Source organism: Nocardia sp. NPDC004340 (assembly GCF_053602575.1).
On record NZ_JBSGDW010000001.1, the window covers coordinates 1,180,124 to 1,198,558 of the forward strand.

Consider the following 18,435-nt stretch of genomic DNA (forward strand, 5'->3'; position numbering starts at 1 on the left):
ACGGTGGTGCTGCGTTGCACCGCAAAGGTGAGGTCAGCCACGAGCTGCCTTGAATGGTCACAGCGCCTCGTCCACGCCAAAGGTGATGTGTTACCCACGAGCCGCCTCCATGATGGCCTCGTCCACGTTCCGGCCGGCCTTCTCGGCCTCGGAGATGGCGAGCAGGACCTTCTTGTAGTCGCGCGGCATGACCTTCACGAACTTGGTCACCTGCTGCGACCAGTCGCTCAGGATGCCTTCGGCGACAGCCGAACCGGTCTCGTCGCGGTGCTGCGCGACGATGTCGTGCACGATCTGCGCGTCGTCGGACGAGAGCTGCTCCAGGTCGACCAGCTCGGTGTTGAGGTTGGCCTCGAAGGTGCCGTTCGGGTTGTACACGTAGGCGATACCGCCCGACATGCCCGCGCCGAAGTTGCGGCCCGTCTCACCGAGGATGACCACGCGGCCACCGGTCATGTACTCACAGGCATGGTCGCCCACACCCTCGACGACCGCGGTGGCGCCCGAGTTGCGGACGGCGAAGCGCTCGCCGGCCACACCGCGCAGGAAGGCCTGGCCGCTGGTGGCGCCGAACAGGATCACGTTGCCCGCGATGATGTTCTGCTCCGCGACGTAGGACTCCGGCGCGTCGTCGGACGGGCGCACCGTGATGCGGCCACCCGAAAGACCCTTGCCGACATAGTCGTTGGCGTCGCCGACCACCCGCAGGGTGATACCGGCCGGGACGAACGCACCGAACGAGTTACCGGCGGAACCGGTGAACGTGATGTCGATGGTGTTGTCCGGCAGGCCGACTCCGCCGTACAGCTTGGTCACCTCGTGGCCGAGCATGGTGCCGACGGTCCGGTTCACGTTGGTGATCTTGGAGTCGAACTTGACCGGCTTGCCGCGCTCCAGGGCGTCGGCCGAACGCACGATCAGCTCGTTGTCCAGCGCCTTGTCCAGGCCGTGGTCCTGGTCCTTGGTGCGGCGGCGGTCCTGGAACATGAACGCGGTCTCGACGTCGTCCAGGATCGGCGACAGGTCGAGCTTGGCGGCCTTCCAGTGCGCCTTGGCGGCGGTGGTGTCGAGCAGGTCGACCCGGCCGACGGCCTCGTCCAGGGTCCGCAGACCCAGCGACGCCAGCAGCTCGCGGACTTCCTCGGCGACATAGAGCATGAAGTTCTCGACGAACTCCGGCTTGCCGGTGAAACGCTCACGCAGAACGGGGTTCTGGGTCGCGACGCCGACCGGGCAGGTGTCGAGGTGGCAGACGCGCATCATGATGCAGCCCGAGACGACCAGCGGAGCGGTCGCGAAACCGTACTCCTCGGCGCCCAGCAGCGCGGCGATCATGACGTCGCGACCGGTCTTCATCTGACCGTCGACCTGGACCACGATGCGGTCGCGCAGACCATTGAGCAGCAGGGTCTGCTGGGTCTCGGCCAGGCCGAGCTCCCAGGGGCCACCCGCGTGCTTCAGCGAGGTCAGCGGCGACGCACCGGTACCACCGTCGTGGCCGGAGATGAGCACCACGTCGGCGTGCGCCTTCGAGACACCCGCGGCGACGGTGCCGACGCCCGGCTCCGCGACCAGCTTCACGTGAATCCGCGCCTGCGGGTTCGCGTTCTTCAGGTCGTGGATCAGCTGCGCCAGATCCTCGATCGAGTAGATGTCGTGGTGCGGCGGCGGCGAGATCAGGCCGACGCCCGGGGTGGAGTGCCGGACCTCGGCGACCCACGGGTACACCTTGTGCGCCGGAAGCTGGCCGCCCTCACCGGGCTTCGCGCCCTGCGCCATCTTGATCTGGATGTCGGTGCAGTTGGTCAGGTAGTGCGCGGTCACGCCGAAGCGGCCCGAGGCCACCTGCTTGATCGCGGAACGACGCCAGTCGCCGTTCTCCTCCGGCTCGAAGCGCGCCGGGTGCTCGCCGCCCTCACCGGAGTTCGAGCGACCGCCCAGGCGGTTCATGGCGATGGCCAGGGTCTCGTGGGCCTCGGCCGAGATGGAGCCGTAGCTCATCGCGCCGGTCGAGAAGCGCTTCACGATCTCCGACGCCGGCTCGACCTCGTCGATCGAGATCGGGTTGCGGTGCTCGTTCTTGAACTTGAACAGACCGCGCAGCGAGGCGAGACGCTCCGACTGGTCGTCGACCAGCTTCGTGTACTCCTTGAAGACCTTGTACTGGCCCGAGCGGGTGGCGTGCTGCAGCTTGAACACCGTGTCCGGGTTGAACAGGTGGTACTCGCCCTCACGACGCCACTGGTACTCGCCGCCGATCTCGAGCTCGCGGTGCGCGCGCTCGTTGCGGTTCTCCAGGAACGCGATCCGGTGCCGCTGCGCGACCTCGTCGGCGATGTCGTCGAGGCCGATGCCGTCCAGCGGCGAACGCAGACCGGTGAAGTACTCGTCGACGAGCTCCTGCGCCAGGCCGACGACCTGGAACAGCTGCGCGCCACGGTAGGAGGCGATGGTGGAGATGCCCATCTTGGACATCACCTTCAGCACGCCCTTGCCGGCCGCCTTGTTGTAGTTGTAGACGGCCTTCTTGAAGTCGGCCGCGTGATCGCCGGTGCTGCCCGGCATCTGCAGCGCGCCACGCTCCAGCATGTCCTCGATGGACTCGAAGGCCATGTAGGGGTTGATGGCCGCCGCGCCGAAGCCGACGAGCATGGCCATGTGGTGCACCTCGCGGGCGTCACCGGCCTCGATGACCAGGCCGACCTTGGTGCGGGTGCGTTCCCGAACCAGGTGGTGGTGCACCGCGGCGGTCAGCAGCAGCGACGGGATCGGGGCCAGCTTCTCGTTCGACTCGCGGTCGGACAGCACGATGATGCGCGCGCCGCCGTCGATGGCCGCCGAGACCTGACGCTGCACGGCCTCGATGGCCTTGCGCAGCCCCTTGCCGCCCTTCTTGACCGGGTACAGGCCGTGCACGACGACCGAACGCAGGTCGGGACGGGAGCCGTCGTCATTGATGTGGACGAGCTTGGACAGCTCGTCGTTGTCCAGGATCGGCTGGGTCAGGGTGATCTGACGACAGGACTCCGCACCCGGGTTCAGCAGGTCGGCCTCCGGGCCCACCATGCTGCGCAGCGAGGTCACGACCTCTTCGCGGATGGCGTCCAGCGGCGGGTTGGTGACCTGCGCGAAGAGCTGCGAGAAGTAGTCGAACAGCAGGCGCGGCCGCGAGGACAGCACCGCGATCGGGGTGTCGGTGCCCATCGAGCCGAGCGCCTCGCCACCGGTCTGCGCCATCGGCGAGATCAGGATGTTCAGTTCCTCGGTGGAGTATCCGAAGATCTGCTGGCGGATCAGCACGCGGTCGTGCGACATGTGCACGTGCGGGCGGTCGGGCAGGTCGCTCAGCTTGGTCGGGCCCTCGTCCAGCCACTGCTGGTACGGGAACTCGGCGGCCAGCGTCGACTTGACCTCGTCGTCGCTGATGATGCGGCCCTGCTTGGTGTCGACCAGGAACATGTGGCCGGGCTGCAGGCGCTTCTTGTAGACGATCTTGGCCGGGTCGATGTCGAGCACGCCGACCTCGGAGGCCAGCACGACCAGGCCGTCCTCGGTGACCCAGATGCGGCCGGGGCGCAGACCGTTACGGTCCAGCACCGCGCCGACGACCGAACCGTCGGTGAAGCACACCGAGGCCGGGCCGTCCCAGGGCTCCATGAGGAAGGAGTGGTAGCGGTAGAACGCGCGCTGCTCCGGGGTCATGGACTCGTGGCGCTCCCACGCCTCCGGAATCATCATGAGCACGGCGTGCGGCAGGCTGCGGCCACCCAGGTGCAGCAGCTCGAGCACCTCGTCGAAACGCGCGGTGTCCGAAGCGCCCGGGGTGCAGACCGGGAAGATCTTCTCCAGGCGGTTGTTGCCCTCGGAGTCGGTGCCGAACACGTCGGAGTTCAGCAGCGCCTCACGGGCCCGCATCCAGTTCTCGTTACCGGAGACGGTGTTGATCTCACCGTTGTGGGCGACGCGCCGGAACGGGTGCGCCAGCGGCCACGACGGGAAGGTGTTGGTGGAGAAGCGCGAGTGCACGATGCCCAGCGCCGACTCGACCCGGTCGTCCTGCAGGTCCAGGTAGAACGCCCGCAGCTGCGGGGTGGTGAACATGCCCTTGTAGACGAAGGTCTCGCCGGACAGGCTCGGGAAGTACACCGACTCCTTGCCGGTCGCACCCTCGCCGGCACCCGACTTGCCGAGCTCGTGCTCGATGCGCTTGCGGATGACGTAGGCGCGGCGCTCCAGGTCCATGCCGGAGAGCTGCTCGGCGCCGCCCTTGGGGGAGGCGATGAAGATCTGCCGGAAGGTCGGCATGGCGTCGCGCGACAGCGCGCCCAGCGACGACTCGTCGATCGGGACCTCGCGCCAGCCGAGGACCTCGAGGCCCTCTTCGCGCACGATCTTCTCGACGCCGTACCCGGCGCGAGCGGCCTCGCGGCGTGCCTGCGGCAGGAAGCCGATGCCGGTCGCGTAGGAACCTTCGGCGGGGAGCTCGAAGTCGACCACGGCACGGAAGAACTTGTCCGGGAGCTGGATCAGGATGCCCGCGCCGTCACCCGAGTTGGGTTCGGCGCCGGCCGCACCACGGTGCTCCAGGTTCAGCAATGCCGTAATAGCCTTGTCGACGATGTCGCGGCTGCGGCGGCCGTGCATGTCGACGACGAATGCGACACCACAGGCGTCGTGTTCATTCGCCGGGTCATAGAGCCCGATGGGTCCAGGGGACCTGTGGCCAGGAAGTTGCGTCATGCCTCTGCCTTCACAAAAAACAGGCCTTCGAAGAATGCGGCCTTCGTCGAACGCCTCCGGTCTGGACTGCGTCCGGACGTTTCGGAGACCAGCGGCGCTGATGGTCACTCCGTGCAGTCAACTTTGCAGTTGTCCACCCGCTTCGATTACCTAGTCGGGTGCTCGGTGGTAACGGAACTCTTACGCGTTCGCTACATGCCGTGCCGTTCTCGCCCGCTAGGCTGAGCACCGATCGGGCCTCTGTCCGTATGGGGAGATACACCGAATTGTGTGGTTCGGCGTAAGAGCAAACGATAAGTCAGGACTGGAGCCCAACCAACTCAGGTAAGGCTAATTCCAGCTTCTAGCTGGGCTTCTACATCCGGTCCTCCAACACACGCGCGTTCTCCAGTGTAAAGCAGGGGTGCCCGTGCGTTTCAGTTGAGTTCACCACTGTGACGCACCCGCGCGAGGTCGACGGCCGGACGGTCCAGCGCAGCTCCAGACTGCCTCCCACCTGCAATGAATCAGGTTTCCCCACAAGCGGATCCGGCAAACCGGGCGTTAGGCCGCTAACTTTCCGGACAAGTTCCGTTGCTCCGGCAACCGCCCGGGAGACATGGGCTCGCAACGTGCGGACCGTACGGAATTTTTCCTGAATGTGGGATTCAGCACACGTTCAGCAAACCGTAAATCTGTCTCCCGACTCGGTTTTCGGCGATATCCGAGACCGGACGCGGGTGATCAACACCACCTCGAGGGCCCGAAAAGGGCGATGTGAGCCTGACCACATCACACCCGCCGCGGTCGGTGTAACCGCCGGACGCCTGTCACGCTGAGACAACGAATCAGCGACAGTTTCGCTCTGCCGAACCACCTGGGACGTAGAGGATGTGAGCCTCCCATGACAGATCCCCACGTCCATTCCCCGGCCGGACCCGGCGACCTGCTGGTCTGGCTGGGTGGGGCGCAACCGCAGCTCACCGCCGGTCCCGAGCGTGCGGGCTACACCGTCACCGGTGCGGTGGTGGCCCTGTTCGCGGTCACCGCGGGAGGCATCACCGCCGCCGCGACCGGGGCCGCGGGCTGGCCCGCCCTCGGCGTCGTCGCCATCGCGCTGATCGCCACCCTCCTCGTCGGGGCGCTGTCCCGGGCCCTCGCCACCGCGGCCACGCCCGATCGGCGCGAGGACCGGCGGGCCGTCGCCGAATTCGCCGGGCGCATCGCCGTCGCGGTGCTGGCCGGGGTGGTGGTGGCCGAACTGGCCTGCACCCTCCTGTTCTCCGGCACCGTGCACCGGCGGCTCGACGAGAACGCACAGCACGCGGTGGAATCCGCGCCCGCCGTGGTCACCGCACGCACCGACCTGGACCAGGCGAAAGCCGCGCGCGGCGCGCTCGAACAGCAGATCGTCAAGGCGCAGAACGACGTCGCGACCGCGCTGAAGATCGCGCGCTGCGAGATCAACCCGGCGCAGGACTGCGACGGGATCCCCCGGACCGGCGTCCCCGGACGCGGTCCCGAGGAGCGCACCGCCAATCAGATGCTCGACGGCGCGCGGAACCAGCTCACCGCCGAGCGGAACAAGGTGGCCGGGCTCGACGACAAGGTCACCGCGCAGGACAAGGCCCTCGCCGACGCCCGCAAGGCCGCCTATACCGACGGCGACCGCGGACTCGGGGCGCGCTGGGTGGCTGTGAACGACTACACCACAGGGCATTTCGGGGCGTTCGTCCTGCGCTTCGCCGTCGCCCTGCTCCTGATCACGCTCGCCCTGCTGCCGCTGCTGCTGCGCTGGTGGCGTGGTGAGACGGCGTTCGACCGCAGCGTCGCGGTCAGCACCGAGACCGACCGGATCGACCAGGCCGCCGCCACCGCCATCGCCGTCAAACAGGCCGAGGTGCGGGTGGAGACCGAAAACCTGCGCGCGGAACAACAACTCACCGCCGCGCGGCTGGCCGCGCACGCCGACACCGCCATCGACCGGGAACGGCAGCGCACCCGCATCATCGCCGCCATCGGCAATTTCGAGATCGGCATCACCGAGCCCGCGCAGCGCGCCGTGGCCGAATTCGACTCCGCCACCAGACTGGAACTTCCGGCCGGGACCGCGGCCGGAGATCGAAAGGACAGCACCGTGTCCCAGGAGGGGATCGTGACACAGTCGCCGAACCTGCCCGCCCAGCTCACCTCGGGTGCGCTCGCCCCCGTGCCGTCCGGCGGCGCGCTCGCGCCCGCCGCGCCGGCGCCCCAGCCCGCCAAGGGGGGCGGGCTGGAACTGCCGATCATCGGCACGGTGCCGTTCACCGACACCGCCGCCCGCTGGATCCGGCCGCTGGTCCCGTCCTTCGTGGCCAATGCCATCGACACCGCCACGCATCCGCTGCGCACGGTGCGGCAGGCCTTCGAGGAGGCCGAGGAGATCACCTTTACCCTGCGCCGCACGCGCAAGGTCACGGTGGACTCGGAGGATTCCGCGCAGCCGCAGCAGCACCAGCAGCAGATGTACGCGCAGCCCCAGCAGTACGGATACCTGCCGCAGGGCGCGCCCCAGCAGGTCTACGCGCAGCGGGTGGCCTCCACCGTGGTGGATCAGCCCTACGCCGCCTACCCGGGATACGCCCCGCTCCCCCAGGGTCATGTGGTGGACCCGGGCTACCCGCTGCCCGCGGCCCCGCAGCAGGACGCGCTGGCGGGTCGCCGCAACCCCGAACTCGACTACCGCGCCCCGCGCGAACTGCCGCCGGGCAGGGGCCAGGAGTAGCCCGCGGAAACGCGCTGTGGCCCGGAATGTTTCACGTTGAACACGGAAACATCCGGGCCACAGCCTTTTTCGACTACTCCGCCGCGGTCTTGCGGGTCGCCGCGCGGTAGGCGACGAACGCGGTCAGCAGCAGGATGACCGCCGTCGAGGTGGCAGCCAGATGGATGCCGCTGACGAACGCCGTGTGCGCCGAGTTCAACAGCTCTCCGGCCGCGGGTTCCGGTAGCGCCCGGGCGGTCTCGATGGCCCCGCCCAGGGACTCGCGCGCCGCGTCCGCCTGACCCGACGGCACGTGCGTCAGATCCAGACCGCCGCGGAACGCCGCCATCACGGCGCTGCCCAGCACCGCCACGCCCAGGGCGATACCCATCTCCATCGCGGTCTCCGAGATGGCGGCGGCATTGCCCGCGCGCGCCTCCGGAGCAGTGCTCACGATCATGTCGGCCGACACCGTCAGGGCCACACCCTCACCCAGTCCGATCAGCAGGAAGCCGACGATGAACGGGGTCACCGAACCCGAGGGATCGGTGGGCAGCAGCCAGTACAGGCCCGCGCCGAGCGCGACCGTCGCCAGGGAGCCCGCGAGCACGGTCGCCGGACGCCAGTACCGGACCAGCCAGGCCGCGGAGAGTGCGCCCAGCATGGAACCGACCGTGCCCGGGATCAGCAGCAGTCCGGCCTCCAGCGGCGACTTGCCCAGCACCAGCTGCAGATACTGCGAGCCGAAGAACAGCACACCGGCCAGCGCGAACACCGACAGCAGGTTGGTGAACACCGCGGCCCGGAAGGCGGGCAGCCGGAACAGGTCCAGGTCGATGAGCGGAGCCGACAGCCCGCGCTGACGACGCACGAACAACACGCCCGCCGTCACACCCACACCGGCGCTGATCAGCAGGTTCAGGCTCGGACCGTGGGCCGCGAACTCCTTGACCGCGTACACCACCGGGATCAGGGCCAGCATCGACAACCCGGCGCTCACCAGGTCGAATCGGCCCGGGTTGGGGTCCCGCGATTCCGGTACCAGGACCGGTGCCAGGACCAGCAGCAGCGCCATGACGGGCAGGTTCACCAGGAACACCGAGCCCCACCAGAAGTGCTCGAGCATCCAGCCGCCGAGCAGCGGGCCGAACGCCGCACCGGAGGCGGCCATCGCACCCCAGACCGAGATGGCCAGGGTGCGCTGACGGGCGTCGGCGAACATCGACCGGATCAGGCCCAGGGTGGCGGGCATCAGGGTCGCACCGGCGACACCCTGCAGGACGCGGGCGGCGATGAGCATCTCGGGGCTGATCGCCCAGGCCGCGAGCGCCGACGCGGCCGCGAATCCGGCCGCGCCGATGAGCAGCAGGCGCCGGCGGCCGATGCGGTCGCCGAGGGTGCCCATGGTGACCAGCAGGCCGGCCAGCACGAACGAGTAGACGTCGATGATCCAGAGCAGCTGCGGGGTGGTGGGCGCGAGGTGCGCGGTGATCGAGGGGACCGCCAGGTCGAGCACGGTGGCGTCGACGGCGATCAGCAGCAGCGCCAGGGCCAGCACGGCGAGCCCGGCCCAGTCCCGGGGGCGCGCCTTGGGCGCGGCGTGCGGGGTCACGGGCCGGTCGAGGGTCGAAGGAGTTCCGGAACGCGCGGTCGAGTGGGTGGTCATCAGCTTTTCTCTCTCGGTTCTGAACCGTCCAGACGGTACAGTACCAGCCTGAACCGTCCAGCCGGTACAGTCAACCCCGTGACCACCCGCGACCCCGCCGGCACCCGCGACCGGATCCTCGACGCGCTCGAGAACCTGCTGCTCGACAGGGGCCTGTCCCAGGTGACCCTGGAGAACGTCGCCGCCACCGCCGGCGTCTCCAAGGGCGGACTCCTCTATCACTTCAAGAGCAAGGACGCGCTGCTCGCCGGACTGCTGCGCCGCGTCACCGAACGGGCCGACCAGCAGGTGCGCACCGCGATCGAACAGGGCCGATCGGTGGCCGAGTGGTATCTGCAAGCGCCACACCCCGACAACGAATCCGACGCCGTCGAGCTCGCGCTGTACCGATCCATGCTCGCCGCCATGCGGACCGTCGACGCCCCGGCCGGCGGCGTCCAGGCCGAGACCGACCGGGCCATCACCGAGGTGATGACCTCCTGGAAGACGGCCCTGGACAACGAGATCGACGACCCGGTGCGGGCCGAGATCGTGCGGCTGGTCGGCGACGGCGTCTACCTGCGCGCACTGATGGGAATGCCGCCGATCGAACCGGACCTGTACCGCCAGGTCGTCGCCCGGCTCCTGGGGCCCGAGTCCGGATAGACTCGGGCCCGTGTTGCCGACCGCCGCCGACTCCGTCGGTTCGCCGACCGGCTCGGTGGGGGAACCGACTTCGACCGACCCGGCTGTTGTTCCGATTCGCCCGATGCAGTTCCGGGAACTGCTGGACCTGCCGTTCGCGCTGATCCAGGCCCGGATCACGATCCTGGCGGCCCTGCTCGGGGTGGCCTGGGTTGCCGCCGTGCTGGTGTCCGTCGCGGGCACCGCGGCCGCCGCCGCGATCACCGGTGATTCCGACCTCGGAACCTTCTGGGGCGCGCTGCTCACCAGCCTGCTGTGTGCTTGGGCGCTACGGTTTTTCGTACGCGGGGTGACCGTGCCCGCCGGACTGGATGTCGTGTACCGCAAGCCGTCGACCTGGCGTGGCGTACTGCGCCGACTGCGCTCCGGAGCCGGACCGCTGCTCGCCTACCAGGTGATGTACACGCTGATCGGAGTCGGCGTGCTGGCCGTGGGCGCTCCCCTGATGTTCACCGCGCCGTTCGCGGTCATCTGGCTGGCGTGGCTGCGTGGACGGCGATTCACGCTGGTGCCCAGCGTCTTCGACGGTTCGATCGGCTACCACGAGGCCGCCCGGCGGGCGAAACTGCTTGCGGGCGGGACGGAATGGCAGTTGGTCGGGCTGTGGCTGTACCTGCGTGTCCTGCTGCTGGTGCTGATCGTGCCGCTGCTGGCGTTGCCGCAGTTCATCACCGACTTCTCCGGCACCCACCGCTGGACGGTGACGGTGCTGGTCCTCTCGATCGCGCTGCTCGTGGTGGCGATCGGCGAGCTGGTGGAATCCGCCACCCAGGTCGTCACGTACGTGGACCGGCGCTGCCGCCGCGAAGCCTGGGACATCCGGGTACCCACGGGAGGCGCCCGATGACCGAGCTTCCGCACGCCGCATCTCCCGGGTATGCCGCGCCGCCCGAGCCCGCGCTGGGCCCGGCCGCCGCGCACCTGGCCGCGGCCGAGGAGGCCGCCCGGCGCGGGGACTTCGGGGTGGCGCTGCGCGAACGGTATCGCGCCGTCACCCGCGGCCTGGAACAGCGCGGCATCCTCGACGAGGAGCGGGCCCGCACCGCGCGGGAGACGGCGCGGGCCGCCACCGCGGCGGTCCACGACGCGGGTGAACTGCCCTCGGCGGCACACAGTTTCGACGAGGTCGTCTACGGCGGCCGGTACGCCACCGAATCGGAGTACCGGCAGCTCGAACAAGCCGACCGGTTCTCGAGCGCGCCGCCGCCCAAGGCCGGGCCGGTCGAGCTCACCGAGAAACGCAAGGTCCGCAAGACCAAGGCCGCCAAGGACAAACCCGCCCGCGAGCGCCCGGAACTGCCGGAGCTGCTGCGGGATTGGCGACTGTGGGCCGCGCTCGCCGCACTGCTGGCGGTCGTCGCGCTGGTGTACGCGCTCTCCCACCTCGGGCACGCGCCCGCGCCGACGCACCATCCGGACACGCCGCCGACGCATCAGCCGAACCCGAGCCGGGAACCGGACCGGCCGCCGAACTTCGGTAGCGGCGACGACTCCATCTTCGAGCGGCTGCCGGGCTGGCTGGCCTTCGGCGGTCTGCAGTTCCTCATCGCGTGGGTCGCGGTGCTGTGGTGGCGCGGCCGTCGGCGCGGCGCGATCGTGCGCGAACCGCTGCCGGTCGAGGCCCCGGCTCAGGAACTGCTGGCCGGACAGGCCGGGCTGTACCGGAAATCCCGCGATCACGACCATGTGGCCGCCAAACTGCGGGCGGCGGCGCTGCGCCGATTGCGCCCCGTGCTCGGCGTCACCTCCGACACCCCGGCGGAACTGGTGGTCGGGGCGCTCGCCGTCCGCACCGGCGCGGACCCGGCCGTCCTCCGCGCCGCCCTCTACGACCCGGTCACCGACCGGGAGACCCTCGAACTCGTGGCGGCACAACTCGAATGGATCGAAGCGGAGGTCTTGTGACCAACCTGTCCAAGGACGTGGTGGACGCCCACCACGCCGGCACCCCGGCGACCGACGGTCAGGCGCCGACCGAGCAGGACGCGCAGCAGGCGCTGCTGGCCCTGCGCGCCGAGATCGGCAAGGCCGTGGTCGGCAACGATCATGCCGTCATGTTCCTGGTGCTGGCGCTGCTGTGCCGCGGCCACGTGCTGCTGGAAGGCGTTCCGGGCGTGGCCAAGACACTGCTGGTGCGGGCGCTGGCCACCGCGCTCGACCTGGAGCACGCCCGCATCCAGTTCACCCCCGACCTGATGCCCGGCGACGTCACCGGCTCCCAGATCTACGATCCGCACTCGGCCGAGTTCACCTTCCGCCGCGGCCCGGTGTTCACCAATCTGCTGCTGGCCGACGAGATCAACCGCACCCCGCCCAAGACCCAGTCCTCGCTGCTGGAATCGATGGAGGAGCGCCAGGTTTCGGTGGACGGCGTGCCACAGCCGCTGCCGGACCCGTTCGTGGTGGTCGCCACCCAGAACCCGATCGAGCAGGAGGGCACCTATCCGCTGCCGGAGGCGCAGCTGGACCGGTTCCTGTTCAAGGTCGACGTCCAATTGCCCGGGCGCGACGACGAATTCCGCATCCTGCAACGGCATGCCGCCGGCTTCGACCCCCGGGACCTGGCCGCGGCCGGACTGCGGCCGGTGGCCGGTCCCGCGCACATCGCGGCCGCCCGCGCCGCGGTCGCCCAGGTCGCCATCAGCCCCGAGGTGCTCGCCTACACCGTGGACCTGTGCCGGGCCACCCGCACCTCCCCCGCCGTGGCGCACGGCGCGTCCACCCGCGGCGCGACCGCGCTGATGGCGGCCGCGCGGGCCTTCGCCTGGTTGCACGGCCGCGGCTACGTCACCCCCGACGACGTGAAAGCCGTTGCGACGCCGGTGCTGCGGCATCGGCTGCACCTGCGGCCCGAACACGAGGTGGAGGGCGTCACCGCCGAGGGCGTGCTGGCCTCGCTGCTGATGTCCGTCCCGGTTCCGGTGTAGCCGGTGGTCGTCACCGGCCGGCTGGCCGCCGCCGCGGTGCTCGCGGCGCTGTTCGTCACCCTGGTGCTGCCGTCGTGGCTCGGCGTGCTGGTCGCCACGCTGGCGCTGGCCGCGCTCATCGGGCTCGACCTGCTGCTGCTGGGATCGCCGGGCGCGCTGGAACTCTCGCGCGAGCCGCTCACCAGCGTGCGCACGGGCCGCAGCATCGACGTGGAACTGGCGGTGCTCAACGGCGGCGCCCGTCCGGTGCGCGGGACGCTGTGGGACGACTGGCCGCCCAGCGCCCACGCCCGGCATCGCACGCACCCGTTGCACCTGCCGCCCAACACCAGGATTCGGCTGCGCACCGAACTCACCCCCGCCTATCACGGCGACCGGGTGGCCGGTCCGGTGACGCTGCGCCTGCTCGGTCCGCTCGGGCTCGCCGGACGTCAGGTGCGCCGCGAGGTGCCCGCCCGTTTGCGCGCGCTGCCGCCGTTCCGCAGCGAGCCGCTGCTGGCTTCCAAGGTCAAGCAGTTGCAGCAGCTGGAAGGCCGCAACACCACCACGATTCGCGGCCAGGGCACCGAATTCGATTCGTTCCGTGAATATGTCGCGGGCGACGACGTGCGCACCATCGACTGGCGGGCCACCGCCCGCGCCAATGACGTGCTGGTCCGCACCTGGCGGCCGGAACGCAACCGGCACGTGGTGATGCTGCTCGACACCGGACGGGTGAGCGCGGGCCGCATCGGCGGCACCGATAGCGCAGGCGGCGGCACCCGCCTCGACGCCGCCATCGAGGCCGCCCTGCTGCTCGGCGGACTGGCCGCCGCCGGGGGCGACTCGGTGGACCTGCTGGCCTACGACCGGCGGCTGCGCACCGAGGTGCGCGGCGTCGGCGGAAAACGCCTGCAGCTCAAGCTGATGCACGCGCTCGCCGGACTCACCCCCGAGCTGGCCGACACCGACTATCGCGGCATGCTGCGCGCCACCCTGCAACGGGCCCGCCGCCGCAGCCTGGTGGTCTGGTTCACCCACCTCGACGCCGCCACCGTGCAGGAGGGCCTGCGGCCGGTGCTGCCGGTCCTGGCCGAACGGCACCGGGTGCTGGTGGTGTCGGTGACCGACCCGGAGGTGGCGGCCGCCGCCGTCCACCGCACCGGCCTGACCGATCTCTACACGGCCGCGGCCGCCGAGAACGTGATCGCGGAGGAGGCCGTGGCCCGGGAGACCCTGCGCCGCGCGGGCGTCCGCGTCATCACCGCGCCGCCGGACCTGCTGCCCGGCGCGCTGGCCGAGGAATACCTCGAACTCAAACGGACCGGAGCGCTGTGACCGGCGCGGGTTGGGCGACCGGCTGCCGCGGCGGGAAGAACGGCGGCGGCAACTGCCGCCGCTGCCGCTCGGCCAGCACCGCGCCCAGGATCTGCAGGGGCGGATAGCCGTTCAGGGGCGCGGTGCGCAGGCTCGCGCACACCGAGACCACCAGCGCCCGGCCCAGCCCGTCCTGCACCTCGGGGGTCAGGGTGCGGAACCGCAGCAGATACTGCCGCACCGCGAACGCCTGGTCATCGGACAGCCCGGACAGGTCCAGCTGCCGCGCCCAGCCCGCCAGCCACGGCGGCGGCGCGGCCAGCGCGGCGAACGGCAGCCGGCTGCGGTCGTGCACCACCACGGTGCCCGCCAGCGCGTCCCCGACCCGGCGGCCCTGCGGCGAGCACAGCGACACCACGACGGCGATCAGACCGGTGCCCAGCGCCCAGAAGTCGACGATCCCGGCCAGGCCCCGGGTCACCGCGTGCTTGAAATCGATGGGCCCGCCGTCGGCGCGCACCACCCGCAGCCCCACCGCCATCTTCCCGAGCGAACGCCCGCGGGTGAGGGTCTCGAACACCACCGGATATCCGATGGCCGCGCACACCAGGCCCACCAGCATCGCCGCGTCCCGCCAGGCGGCGTCCGCGCCGATCCGCACCAGCACCAGCCGGAACAGCAGGATCAGCGTCACACCCAGCATGAACTGCACGATCAGGTCGAGCAGGAACGCCGCGGCGCGCGTCGGGATCCGCGCGATGGGCAGTTCGACGGCTACGGCCTCGCCGGTGGTGAAAAGTGCCATGGTGGTTAGCATTTTGTCAGCCGTAGCGCAGGAGGGGAACTCATGGATCTGGACGCTTACACCTTTGTCCACAGGCCTTCCTGGGATCGCCTGGATCGGCTGGCGGCGCGCGGCAAGCGGCTCACCGGCGCGGAGGCCGACGAACTGGTGCGGCTGTACCGGGTGGCCTCACAGCAGCTGGCGCGGTTGCAGACCCGGGAGGCCGATCCGGAGCTGATCGCCGGGCTGTCCGCGGTACTGACCCGGGCGCGCGGACGAATCCTGAGCGCGCGCATCGACACTCCACACGAGATCGGGTACTTCTTCACGCACCGCTTCCCGGCCGCCGTGTACCGGGCCTGGCCGTGGTGGCTGTCGGTGGCGACCGTGTTCCTGCTCGGCGCGGCGGCGCTCGGCGCGGCGGTGGCCAATTCCGAGACGACGCGGAAGCGTCTCGGGCTGAACATGGATACAGACGCCTTGACGAGGCCGGGCGGCGAATTCGAGACCTACTACTACGAGCACTCACACGACGCGTTCGCGGCGAAGGTGTGGACCAACAACGCGTGGGTGTCGGCCATGGCGCTGTTCATGGGGGTGCTGGTGCTGCCCGCGCTCTACCTGTTGTTCATGAACGCGCTGAACCTCGGCGTCAGTGCCGGGCTGATGGCGGAGGCGGGCCGGCTGGAACCGTTCTTCGGCTGGATCCTGCCGCACGGAATGCTCGAGCTCACAGCCATTTTCGTGGCCGGCGGGGCGGGCCTGAAGCTGGGCTGGACGCTGATCGACCCGGGCCGGGAGAGCCGTCCGCAGGCGCTGGCCCGGCAGGGGCGCGCCACGGCGGTGATCGCGCTGGGCCTGGCCGGGGTGCTGCTGGTGTCGGGATTCCTGGAGGGCTTCGTGACGCCCAGCGGATGGCCCACCGCGGTGCGGGTCGGGATCGGGGCGGTGGCCGAACTCGGTTTCCTGGCCTACGTATTCGGGCTCGGTCGCCAGGCGGCGAGAGAGATGGACGACACAGCGCGAGCGATGAACGACGCGGCGCGGGAGTCGGGCCCGGAGCACATCACGGGCAATTCGATCGGGAACCATCCGGAACCGGCTGTGAGAGTGGCGACTTCGTAGTCGCGAGCACCGTTCGGATTGAGTTCCACTGGCCGCAGCGAGTCCGGCTCAGCTGCGGCCAGCGTTGCCGTTGACTCTACACAATCGTTATGGCTACGCAACCTCCGACTTGCCCACCGGGCGTATAACGCGACCAGGCGAAATGCACCCTCCCCGTAGGGAACCCGGCACCATCGCTAATTCTCCGCATACCCTTTGCGGGCGGTCTGCGGAGGGCCCCGAAACTATCCCCGCGGTTGCGTTTCAGGACCCGTTTCAACCCATTGCGCGCGATGCGTTTCGAACGCCGTCATCCGGTTTGCAGAAAACTCGCAAATTCTCCGCTCACCACCGGTTCAACCCCCGTTAAGCTGGCGTTTCGTACCAGCTCAGCCTGATTGCCAAGCAGTCGCTTGGGGTCAAACAAACCTCAAGTTTGTTTCGAATGGTTTTAGCTAAATGATCATCAGGCAACGCTGGACAGTAATCGGGCGCATACCCGAGGCGACATCCTCCGGCAAACGATTTTCACCCCTCGCGAGGCCCAGAAACGGCCTCTGGCAACGCCTCTCGAAACCCACCCCCGACAGGGTATGCGACGTTCGTCACATCCATGGATTCCCGGATCAGCCGGGCAGACCGGACCGAGACCGGGTCCGGACAAAGAACGAGACCGGGTCCGGACAAAGAAGAAGGCCCCCGATCCGGTGGGATCGGGGGCCTTCCTCGTGGTGGGCGAAGGGGGACTTGAACCCCCACGTCCTTACGGACACTGGCACCTGAAGCCAGCGCGTCTGCCATTCCGCCACTCGCCCGAGCGACGAGAAGAACGTATCACGGGGTTTGCGCCAAAACGAAATCGCCTGGTTATCGGGGGTGCGCATGCTTCGCTGCGCAGTGGGTACGCCCCGGGAACCTGGGCTCGCCGCCAAGAGTTACAGGTGTGGACGATCGTGGATATCATGCAAAGACCGTGTCCTTCCGGCGACACGCCATGCCTGCGTGTTGCGTTCCGGGACGCTCCACGCACGACTATTGGCAGGTCAGAAACGACACGACCCGGGAAGGAGGGGCGATGGGGTTCGTTTCCCGCTTCGAGCGCCGCCTCCAGGGTGCTGTCGGTGATGTCTTCGCCCGTGCGTTCGGCGGCAGTGTGGTTCCCCAGGAGGTCGAGGCCGCACTGCAGCGTGAGGCCGGCGACCATGTCCAGGATCTGGGCGGGGGACATCTGCTGGCTCCCAACAGCTACGTCATCACTGTCAACGAGTCCGATCTCCGGCAACTCGTGCACGGTGAAGGCCAGCCGGATCAGCAGGTCGCCACGGAGGATTACCAGCTCACCGTGCGTGCGTTCGCCAAACATCTGCAGGACCACATCCGTGAACAAGGGTGGCAGACCTACGGCGAAGTGCACGTGGAGTTCGAGGCATCCCCTACGCTGCACACCGGACAGTTCAGGACGCGCGGCCGGGTGGATCCGGACGCGGGCAGGCGGGCCAGCCCGTCACCGGGACCTGAACGCCCACAACGACCCAACCCGCAACCAGGAGCTGGCCCCATGACGCAGAACTCAGGCTACGACCCCAGCCGTGAGCCCGCGGAGTCCGATCCGCGGAACCGCGGGTACGCACCCCCGCCTGCGGGCCGGCCCGGTCAGCAGGGGTACGGCGAGTACGGCTACGGCCAGTCCGAGCAGGGCTACGGCGAGTACCAGAACGGCTACGACTACCAGCAGCAGGGCGGCGGCTACGGCGCCCAGCAGCAGGGCGGGTACGCCGAGCAGGGCTACGGCCAGCAGCAGGCGGGCTACGGCGCGCCCGATCAGGCCTACGGTCAGCAGCAGGGCTATGCCGACCAGCAGGGCTACGGCCAGCAGCAGGGCTACGAGCAGGGCTACGGCGACCAGCAGGGCTACGGCCAGCAGCAGGGCTACGCCGACCCGGGCTACGGCCAGCAGCAGGGCTACGGCCAGCAGGGGTACGAGCAGGGCGGCGGCTACGGCGGCCAGCAGCAGGGCGGGTACGCCGACCAGGGCTACGGCGGCCAGCAGCAGGGTTATGCCGACCAGGGCTACGGCGGGCAGCAGCAGGGCTACGAGCAGGGCTACGGCGACCAGCAGGGCTACGGTCAGCAGGGCTATGACCAGCAGCAGGCGGGTTACGGCGCGGCTCCCGCGCGGGGCGCCTCGGGCTACTCGGCGACGCTGCAGCTGGACGACGGCTCCGGCCGCACCTACCAGCTGCGCGAGGGCAGCAACATCATCGGTCGTGGGCAGGACGCGCACTTCCGGCTGCCGGATACCGGAGTTTCCCGGCGGCACATCGAGGTTCGCTGGGACGGTCAGACCGCGATGCTCTCGGACCTCGGTTCGACCAATGGCACGCTGGTCAACGGGTCTCCCGTCCAGGATTGGCAGCTGGCCGACGGGGACGTCATCCGCGCCGGGCATTCCGAGATCCTGATCCGGATCGTCTGATCCCGTAAGCTCGCGGTGCAGGTCACGATATGACTA

Annotated in this window: 11 protein-coding genes and 1 tRNA gene; 8 read left to right on the top strand and 4 right to left on the bottom strand. The window is 69.4% G+C overall.

What is annotated here, in order from left to right; all coding sequences use genetic code 11:
• Nucleotides 1-90: 90 nt before the first annotated feature.
• Nucleotides 91-4,740 (bottom strand): glutamate synthase large subunit, encoded by a 4,650-nt coding sequence (gene gltB / locus ACWEOI_RS05195; RefSeq protein WP_452358992.1) that lies wholly within the window; start codon nucleotides 4,738-4,740, stop codon nucleotides 91-93.
• Nucleotides 4,741-5,623: 883 nt separating this feature from the next.
• On the opposite strand from gltB, the gene ACWEOI_RS05200 reads away from it, so the two are divergent.
• Nucleotides 5,624-7,483: a DUF4407 domain-containing protein gene (locus ACWEOI_RS05200; RefSeq protein ID WP_452358993.1), complete on the top strand. Its 1,860-nt coding sequence runs from the start codon at nucleotides 5,624-5,626 to the stop codon at nucleotides 7,481-7,483.
• Between the two features lie 73 nt (nucleotides 7,484-7,556).
• Here ACWEOI_RS05200 and ACWEOI_RS05205 read toward each other — a convergent pair whose 3' ends face one another.
• Nucleotides 7,557-9,128, bottom strand: coding sequence for an MFS transporter (locus ACWEOI_RS05205; RefSeq protein ID WP_433669575.1), 1,572 nt, complete (start codon nucleotides 9,126-9,128; stop codon nucleotides 7,557-7,559).
• A gap of 78 nt (nucleotides 9,129-9,206) precedes the next feature.
• Here ACWEOI_RS05205 and ACWEOI_RS05210 point away from each other — a divergent pair, with 78 nt between their 5' ends.
• Genes ACWEOI_RS05210 through ACWEOI_RS05230 form a run of 5 tightly spaced genes read left to right on the top strand, consistent with a single transcriptional unit; the run spans nucleotide 9,207 to nucleotide 14,056 of the window.
• Nucleotides 9,207-9,773: a TetR/AcrR family transcriptional regulator gene (locus ACWEOI_RS05210; RefSeq protein ID WP_452358994.1), complete on the top strand. Its 567-nt coding sequence runs from the start codon at nucleotides 9,207-9,209 to the stop codon at nucleotides 9,771-9,773.
• Nucleotides 9,774-9,783: 10 nt separating this feature from the next.
• Complete coding sequence (locus tag ACWEOI_RS05215; RefSeq protein ID WP_452358995.1) at nucleotides 9,784-10,659, top strand: hypothetical protein; 876 nt, start codon at nucleotides 9,784-9,786, stop codon at nucleotides 10,657-10,659.
• Nucleotides 10,656-11,717, top strand: a complete 1,062-nt coding sequence (locus tag ACWEOI_RS05220; protein ID WP_452358996.1) for a DUF4129 domain-containing protein — start codon at nucleotides 10,656-10,658, stop codon at nucleotides 11,715-11,717. Before ACWEOI_RS05215 ends, ACWEOI_RS05220 begins: the two co-directional genes overlap by 4 nt.
• The gene (locus ACWEOI_RS05225; protein WP_433669568.1) at nucleotides 11,693-12,739 is read left to right on the top strand and encodes an AAA family ATPase; all 1,047 of its coding nucleotides are present in this window, start codon (nucleotides 11,693-11,695) and stop codon (nucleotides 12,737-12,739) included. Before ACWEOI_RS05220 ends, ACWEOI_RS05225 begins: the two co-directional genes overlap by 25 nt.
• 3 nt (nucleotides 12,740-12,742) lie before the next feature.
• A complete protein-coding gene (locus ACWEOI_RS05230) occupies nucleotides 12,743-14,056 on the top strand; it encodes a DUF58 domain-containing protein (protein ID WP_452358997.1) in 1,314 nt (437 codons plus the stop codon).
• Here ACWEOI_RS05230 and ACWEOI_RS05235 read toward each other — a convergent pair.
• Nucleotides 14,034-14,840: an RDD family protein gene (locus ACWEOI_RS05235; protein ID WP_452358998.1), complete on the bottom strand. Its 807-nt coding sequence runs from the start codon at nucleotides 14,838-14,840 to the stop codon at nucleotides 14,034-14,036. The two genes, ACWEOI_RS05230 and ACWEOI_RS05235, sit on opposite strands and share 23 nt — an antisense overlap.
• Before the next feature lie 42 nt (nucleotides 14,841-14,882).
• Between ACWEOI_RS05235 and ACWEOI_RS05240 the strand changes: the two genes are divergently transcribed.
• Nucleotides 14,883-15,944, top strand: a complete 1,062-nt coding sequence (locus tag ACWEOI_RS05240; protein WP_433669563.1) for a stage II sporulation protein M — start codon at nucleotides 14,883-14,885, stop codon at nucleotides 15,942-15,944.
• 708 nt (nucleotides 15,945-16,652) lie between these two features.
• Here ACWEOI_RS05240 and ACWEOI_RS05245 read toward each other — a convergent pair.
• Nucleotides 16,653-16,738 (bottom strand) — tRNA-Leu (locus ACWEOI_RS05245).
• A gap of 260 nt (nucleotides 16,739-16,998) precedes the next feature.
• Between ACWEOI_RS05245 and ACWEOI_RS05250 the strand changes: the two genes are divergently transcribed.
• Nucleotides 16,999-18,399 carry an FhaA domain-containing protein gene (locus ACWEOI_RS05250; RefSeq protein ID WP_452358999.1) on the top strand — a complete coding sequence of 467 codons (1,401 nt, stop codon included), beginning with the start codon at nucleotides 16,999-17,001 and terminating at the stop codon, nucleotides 18,397-18,399.
• The last annotated feature ends 36 nt before the right edge of the window (nucleotides 18,400-18,435 follow it).